This is a genomic window from Nodosilinea sp. P-1105 (genome assembly GCF_012911975.1).
Lineage (GTDB): Bacteria > Cyanobacteriota > Cyanobacteriia > Phormidesmidales > Phormidesmidaceae > Nodosilinea.
Genome location: NZ_SMDQ01000122.1, coordinates 1 through 6303, shown reverse-complemented (window position 1 = coordinate 6303; position 6303 = coordinate 1). Strand labels below are relative to the sequence as shown.

At 57.2% G+C, this 6303-nt stretch carries 8 protein-coding genes; 3 read left to right on the top strand and 5 right to left on the bottom strand.

Going from position 1 to position 6303, the window contains the following annotated elements:
- Positions 1 to 177 precede the first annotated feature (177 nt).
- Together E1H13_RS25965 and E1H13_RS25960 are read right to left on the bottom strand one after the other, a co-directional pair.
- The gene (locus E1H13_RS25965; RefSeq protein WP_169617862.1) at positions 178 to 1179 is read right to left on the bottom strand and encodes an SDR family oxidoreductase; all 1002 of its coding nucleotides are present in this window, start codon (positions 1177 to 1179) and stop codon (positions 178 to 180) included.
- A 68-nt stretch (positions 1180 to 1247) separates the two neighbouring features.
- Positions 1248 to 2576, bottom strand: coding sequence for an efflux RND transporter periplasmic adaptor subunit (locus E1H13_RS25960; protein ID WP_169617861.1), 1329 nt, complete (start codon positions 2574 to 2576; stop codon positions 1248 to 1250).
- A 194-nt stretch (positions 2577 to 2770) separates the two neighbouring features.
- On the opposite strand from E1H13_RS25960, the gene E1H13_RS25955 reads away from it, so the two are divergent.
- Positions 2771 to 3346: a PadR family transcriptional regulator gene (locus tag E1H13_RS25955; RefSeq protein ID WP_169617864.1), complete on the top strand. Its 576-nt coding sequence runs from the start codon at positions 2771 to 2773 to the stop codon at positions 3344 to 3346.
- 32 nt (positions 3347 to 3378) lie between these two features.
- Here E1H13_RS25955 and E1H13_RS25950 read toward each other — a convergent pair whose 3' ends face one another.
- Together E1H13_RS25950 and E1H13_RS25945 are read right to left on the bottom strand one after the other, a co-directional pair.
- Positions 3379 to 3810, bottom strand: coding sequence for a VOC family protein (locus E1H13_RS25950; protein ID WP_206071104.1), 432 nt, complete (start codon positions 3808 to 3810; stop codon positions 3379 to 3381).
- A 14-nt stretch (positions 3811 to 3824) separates the two neighbouring features.
- Complete coding sequence (locus tag E1H13_RS25945; RefSeq protein ID WP_169617860.1) at positions 3825 to 4229, bottom strand: VOC family protein; 405 nt, start codon at positions 4227 to 4229, stop codon at positions 3825 to 3827.
- Between the two features lie 176 nt (positions 4230 to 4405).
- On the opposite strand from E1H13_RS25945, the gene E1H13_RS25940 reads away from it, so the two are divergent.
- Both E1H13_RS25940 and E1H13_RS25935 read left to right on the top strand, forming a co-directional pair.
- Entirely contained in the window at positions 4406 to 4573 is a 168-nt protein-coding gene (locus E1H13_RS25940) for a hypothetical protein (protein WP_169617859.1), read from the top strand.
- Positions 4570 to 4770: a GNAT family N-acetyltransferase gene (locus E1H13_RS25935; RefSeq protein WP_169617858.1), complete on the top strand. Its 201-nt coding sequence runs from the start codon at positions 4570 to 4572 to the stop codon at positions 4768 to 4770. The genes E1H13_RS25940 and E1H13_RS25935 overlap by 4 nt, the downstream gene beginning before the upstream one ends.
- Positions 4771 to 4842: 72 nt before the next feature.
- Here E1H13_RS25935 and E1H13_RS25930 read toward each other — a convergent pair whose 3' ends face one another.
- Entirely contained in the window at positions 4843 to 5613 is a 771-nt protein-coding gene (locus E1H13_RS25930) for a CPBP family intramembrane glutamic endopeptidase (RefSeq protein ID WP_240966870.1), read from the bottom strand.
- Between the last annotated feature and the right edge of the window lie 690 nt (positions 5614 to 6303).

Genomic DNA, 6303 nt, shown 5'->3' with positions numbered 1-6303 from the left:
TGGGGAGTGGGGGAGTGGGGGGATGGGGAGTGGGGGATGGGGAGATGGGGGGATGGGGGGGTGGGCGGGGTTCCTGAGATTGACGGCTGAGCCTTGGAGGTTCAGTGGTTGTGGCCGAAGTCCTTTAACTTACCGGCGTTTCGGGAAGAGTTCAGCGATCTTGACAGGGCTAAGGCGTTATAAATAATTGGCCTGGCGGTACCAGGTGACCATGTCGTGGAGTGATTCGTCCAAGGGGCGAAACTGGATTCCTAGCTCTTGCTGGGCTTTGGTGGAGTCGTAGGCCAGGGTGGCGAGCATGATCTTCACCCCTTCGATGGGGATCTCAGACTTTTGCCCTCTGAGTTGCCCTATCCAGGTGGAGACAACGGCCAAAATTCCCATGGCAAAACCCGGCAGCTTGAGCTTGGGGGCAGGCACGCCGCTGACGGTCTCTAGGTGGCCCATCAGGTCAGCCATGGAGTAGTACTTGCCACCGATCAGGTAGCGCTGGCCCGATCGCCCTTGGGTAACCGCGTTCACCATGGCCGTCGCCACGTCGCGCACATCCACACAGGGCATGCCCCCGGCAGGCCGGGCCGGAATTTTGCGGTGCAGAAAGTTGAGCACAAACTGACCCAGCTCTGTCGGCGCAGCGTCTTGGGGGCCGAGCATGGCACCGGGGCAGATCATCACCACGGGCATAGCGTGGGTCTGGGTAAAGTCGATCACCGCCGCCTCGGCCATCAGCTTGCTTTTGAAGTAGAGGTTGTCGTAGGCGATCGGGCCAGGTGGGGTAGTTTCAGTACCGGGAGAGCCGTCGGGGTTGAGACCAATACAGCCCGAGGAACTGACATAGATAGTCTTGAAAACCTTTGCCGTCTCTGCTGCCTCCAACAGTTCCAGGGTGGCGTCGATATTTAACCGCTGCAACATCGGCCAGTGGTTACCCGAGCCGTAGGACTCGCGAAAGTAGGCGGCGGTGTGAAACAGTACGTCGCAGCCTTGGAGCTGGTGGGAAAAATCGGCAATGTTCTGCAAGTCGCCTTGAATAAACTGCACCCGAGGCAAATTGCCCATCAAAAATTTAGCTTTATCCAGAGAGCGCACTAGGGCCTTGACGGAGTAGCCCTGCTCAACCAGTTCTCTTACCAGGTTGCTACCCAGAAGTCCGGTGCTACCAGTGACAAATGCTTGCATGGGGATAGGTCTCTTATAGAAGGAAAAGAAGGAATAGGTCGTTGCTGGCGGGCAAAGGCGCGGTGCCCTTAGTCGGGAACGCTAACGGTCTGGCCGGGGACGACGCGATGGGTGCCGCTGGTGATGATGCGATCGCCTGCTTCTACCAGCCCCTGCACCAGCACTTGGTCGCCTTCGGTGTGCAGAACCTCCACTAGCTGACGGGTCACGGTGGCTTCAGAAATGCGATCGCCTGCCGCCACATACACCGACCACAGTCCCTGCTCTCCCTGCACTAGGGCCGTCGAGGGTAGCCAGAACCCACTGACGGGCTGGGTGTTGGTGAGCACCAGCCGGGCCGTTTGGCCCAGGGTTAGCTCTTCCGCCGTATTCAAGGTCAGCACTGCTGTTACCGTGCGGCTGGTGGACTCTAGTTCTGGCAGCAGGGCGGTGACGGTGGCGGAGAAGGGCTGTTCTCCCACCGTCACCGTTTGAGCACTGCCCAAGGGAAGACGGTCAGCCACATCCGCCGGAATACCAATCCGAGCCTCAGTGGCGTTGCCCTCGCTCAGCTGCACTACTGGCTGACCGCCGCTGACGACAACGCCCTCATCCACCAGCCGTTGACTGATGCGCCCGGCAAAAGGGGCCGTGATGGTGGATTTGGCCAGGTCTACATCCACCGCCTGAATGCTGGCGTCAAGCTGGCGGATGCGGGCTGTCTGGGCAGCAATCTGTTCCGGGCGAGTTCCCGCCAACAGTTCATCCAGTTCGCTTTGGGCCTGGGCCAGGCGGTTTTCCAGTGCGCCGGTGCCAAAGGTCTGCTGATCCAGCTCTTCACGGGAGATCGCGCCCCGGTCGTAAAGGTCGGTACGGCGATCGCGCTGGGCCACTGACAGCGCCAACTGCTGTTCTAGATCCCCTACGGCGGCCTGGGCGGCGGCAACAGACTGTTGGCGGGGGCCGTTCTGCAATTCATTCAGGGTGGCCACAGCCTGATCCCGCTGGGCGATTAATTGCTGCCGTTGGCTAGCTAAGCTGCGGCTGTCCAGACGGGCTAGGGGTTGACCGGCAGAGATGCGATCGCCCTCCTGCACCAGGATCTCGACCACCGTTCCTCCCTGCTCAAACCCCAGGGCGCTGCGGCGTTGGGCCACAATTTCGCCCGCATACTGGCGCTCCACGGTGTAGGCGTCCACAGCGGTGAGCGCTACCACTTCCACCGGGAGCGAGGCCGCTGTCGTCGCAGCTTCTGGAGACTGGCTCAACTGGCGCAGTCCTACCCCCACTGCCAGGGGTACCGCTGCCAAGGGCACCAGCCACCAGCGTCGTCTTTGCGGCTTTGACGATTGTGACGGGGCCTCAGTCGGTCGAGGCTTGGTTTCAATCCGATCCACAGCAGCAGAGGCGTCTGCCATAACGGCACCTTTCTAAAATCAAGGACAAAAACCATCTGAAACGTTGGCGTATGAACCCTCCAACGACTTATCCGTCTAGCAGATATACAACCAGTAGATATTCAATTAATGGATATTCAAAATGTTGAATAGTACGTCCAAAGCGTATACTCAAATAGTTGAGTATGTCAACAGCGTTCCTGATTCGTCTCCCTATGGCCCTGTCCCACACAATTTTGGCGGTTTTGTCCCAGCAGCCCTACAGCGGCTACGACATCAGCAAGCGCTTTGAAGAAGGCGTCAGTTGCTTCTGGCAGGCCAGCCAGCAACAGATCTACCGCGAGCTGAGCAAAATGGAGGGTCAAGGCTGGGTTACCTACGAAACCGTGCCCCAGGCGGGCAAACCGGACAAAAAGATCTACAGCATCACCGAGGCAGGCACCGCCGAACTCTGCCGCTGGTACGCGGAACCCAGCGAACCCACCCCCATCCGCGAAGATCTGCTGGTCAAGGTGTTGGCGGCTCCCTATGTGCCCGATGGGTTGCTGGTGCAGGAGTTGCACCGCCGTCGTCAACTCCACAGTCAGCGGCTAGCCAACTATCAGACCAAGGAATGCTTGTATGGGGCGATTCCCGCTAGAGGGGACATCGCCCACGCTGACCTACCCCCGATCGAGCAGTTTCGCTATCTCACCCTGCGCCGGGGCATGCGCTACGAACAAGACTGGATCGACTGGATTGACGAAGTGCTAACATTCCTGACCACCCAGGAGCCAAAGGCGTCCGGTTGAGGAGAAGGTCTTTGGGGTTGGCAGCTACACCCCTATTCCCCAGCATCAGGATTCAGGTACTGAGCCTGAATCAGATCCATATCCCAGTAGGTGGCTTCAATTTTGTGGCCATCGGGGTCGCGCACAAAGCAGCCGTAGTAAGGCTCGCCATAGTCGGGACGGGGACCGGGGGGCCCTTCATCCTGAGCACCCGCCGCCAAGGCCGCTTCATAAAAGGCGTGAACAGCTTCTTTGCTGGGGGCGATGAACCCCACATGGGTGCCATTGCCCACGGTGGCGGGCTGGCCATCGATCGGGGTATTAATCCAGAACTCGGGCAGTTGCTTGCCATAGGCGATCGCCCCTGGTTCCCGCATAATGCACTGGCAGCCCAGGGTGGGCAGGACGCGATCGTAGAAGGCGACGGCCCGCTCGAAGTCATTGGTGCCCAGGGACAGGTGGGAAATGATACTAGGGGTGTCCATGATGGTTTTACCAGTTACTTGACGTTGGTGGCTATCCACCAGGTGGTGCCACCGGGGTCGGTGACCCCACCCCGCTTGTCCTCGTCATCCTTTTGACTGGGAACCTGCACAGAGGTCGCCCCCCAGGCGAGGGCGTTTTGATAGGTAGCATCGACATCGGGCACATAGACGTGAACATTGGCCGGGCGGGCAGGCCAGCCATCGGCCTGATCCCCCAGCATGATCACGCTGTCGTCGAGGCGTACTTCGGCGTGGATGATCTGGCCCTGGGGGTCGGTAAAGCGGCGGAGCTCGGTGGCCCCAAAGATGTCGGTGAGAAATTGGATGGTGCGATCGGCCCCATCGACGACCAGATAGGGCGAAATGGTGGAGTAGCGATCGGGCTTATAGGCGGCACTGGGGGAGACTTGAGCACTCATACCCCGCTCCTGTGGGGAAGGGTGGACGGAAATTAAGCATGACCAATGACGCCAATATAGTGCAAGTGAACTATACGATCAAGCTATCGTTAGCGATGGTGGAGAGGCATGGGGCATGATGCTTGCGGGGACAGGCTTCTGCTCCGGTAACATTTTGTTGCTTGTATTCCAGGCTTATGGTTAATCCACAATTCTCCACCCGTTTGGCCACCCCAACGGATTTCCCCGTGGTTGAATCAATGCTGTTTGAAGCGTTCTTTTGGAATCCCACCTACGAACGGCCTGCCTTTGAGGCATTTCGAGAGCATCCGGAGTTTGGGGCCGACCGGGCGATCGCGCAGTGATTGCCGAATGCCAGGGGCAGCCGGTGGGGGCTACCTGGTATCGTTTCTGGACTGAGAACTTTTACTCCTATGGCTTTGTGGATGCGGCGATTCCAGAGATAGGCATTAGGGTGCATCCTGACTATCGGAGCGGCATCGAGCGAGCGTTGTTGCGCCACTTGCTGACGGAGGCCTGCCGCAGTGGGTGTTGGCCCTAAGCTTGAGTGTAGGGCGCTTCAAACCAGTTTTGGTTCGTGTAGCCATCAGGCTGCTGCAGCCAGGACTGGTGGCTAGGGAATGACCTCGGTGACGGCTTGCTTTTTCGTCAACATGGCGTTTCGGTCTAGCCAAACGATTAGCCCAGCAGCCACAACAAATAAGGCCATATCGAGGGGTTGGGCGTCAGGCCAGAGGGGATTGATCAGCTGAAAATGAAACAAAATAGCTAACAAGAGGCTGCCCCGTGAGGCGTTATACAGAGACGTCATAATAACGCTGACGGCCACTGAGCCGGCAAAGAAGGGCATAAAGGACCAAGACCCCTGGGGCAATCCACTGAGTAAGAAAGCAGGCACGTGCCAAATGCCCCAGATCACCCCTAGAATTAATCCAGCTCCTAGGGGCGTAAATCGGCATTGGAGGAGCGGCAGCGCAAAGCCTCGCCAGCCAAACTCTTCTATCGGACCTTTGATAGCCATCAATAGGGATGCTGTGATTAAGGCCTGACCGGAATCAAACGGAAAGGGATCTCTCAACAGATCTCCCTGGAGGGCCGAGGCGGTGTAAAAAATTAGCGGAATCCCGATGGCTAGAAAGACATACCAAGGTACGGAACAGCGCCAGAGTAACAAGCGGCTGAAATACTGCTGTAGACCTCTTCGTCCGCCTCTTTGCAAGACAATTATGAATGCTGCGATCGCAGGGGCATAAACCGCCAAAAAGAAGAGGGGATGTTGCCCGGTCAATTCACCAAACATTCCACTCATTTGCTGAGGGAAAAAGATGAAGAGGGCCACAATTCCCCAGGCTAATCCAAAGGTGATCAAGAGAAAGGGAACCAAAAAAATGAAGGAAACCTGACTTTTTCTAGTGATGAACGGGCTCACAGGCATGGAAGACCTCTTGATTGCTTTTTGGGGCAGATGTTTAGGGTCTGATGCGTTATTGTCTGGAATATCCTACTTAGGAAACTGTAGAGAATGGGGCTGTGTAGCGTAAGCGCCTCTTGAGCGGAGTCTCTGGGAGTTACGTGTCGCTTGTGCTGTCTAACCCTAGCTTGAAATAGGGCCAAGACTGGCTTGAGCCATAACTCGTAATGAAGGGCGATATGAAGGGCGATTGGAAGCATTGCATGATGATCATCCAGACACAGTAAGTTCTCGTCAATCGCTAGCTGCCATCCGAGCTAAGAAGGGGTAGGAGTGATAGGGATCACCTGCTGGCACCTGGCGCTCGACCAGTCGCGATAAACTGAGACAAAGCTAACCTTCGCTCGTCACCACCATAGAGCAGCCAAAATAACCATGGCACTCGCAAGCGGTTAGGAGATCTCTAGGAAAGAAGTTCCCAACGTTATCCACCGACCAGCACTAGGGTAGGGTGGGCTCGGCCAGCCCTGTCAAGGTGAGGCAGATTTAGGGGTCGATCCCTCGGATTGGCCGCTGAGCCAAGGACTAGAAGTCCAAGGCTCAAAGCCGAAATCCTCTGAAGAGGATTGGGAGCCGAGTTCCCCAGTCTGCTTTAGCAGACTT

Bases quoted from the DNA above. Each gene is read 5' to 3' on its own strand.
- E1H13_RS25965 (WP_169617862.1), bottom strand. From the start codon at position 1,179: ATGCAAGCATTTGTCACTGGTAGCACCGGACTTCTGGGTAGCAACCTG.
- E1H13_RS25960 (WP_169617861.1), bottom strand. From the start codon at position 2,576: ATGGCAGACGCCTCTGCTGCTGTGGATCGGATTGAAACCAAGCCTCGA.
- E1H13_RS25955 (WP_169617864.1), top strand. From the start codon at position 2,771: ATGGCCCTGTCCCACACAATTTTGGCGGTTTTGTCCCAGCAGCCCTAC.
- E1H13_RS25950 (WP_206071104.1), bottom strand. From the start codon at position 3,810: ATGGACACCCCTAGTATCATTTCCCACCTGTCCCTGGGCACCAATGAC.
- E1H13_RS25945 (WP_169617860.1), bottom strand. From the start codon at position 4,229: ATGAGTGCTCAAGTCTCCCCCAGTGCCGCCTATAAGCCCGATCGCTAC.
- E1H13_RS25940 (WP_169617859.1), top strand. From the start codon at position 4,406: ATGGTTAATCCACAATTCTCCACCCGTTTGGCCACCCCAACGGATTTC.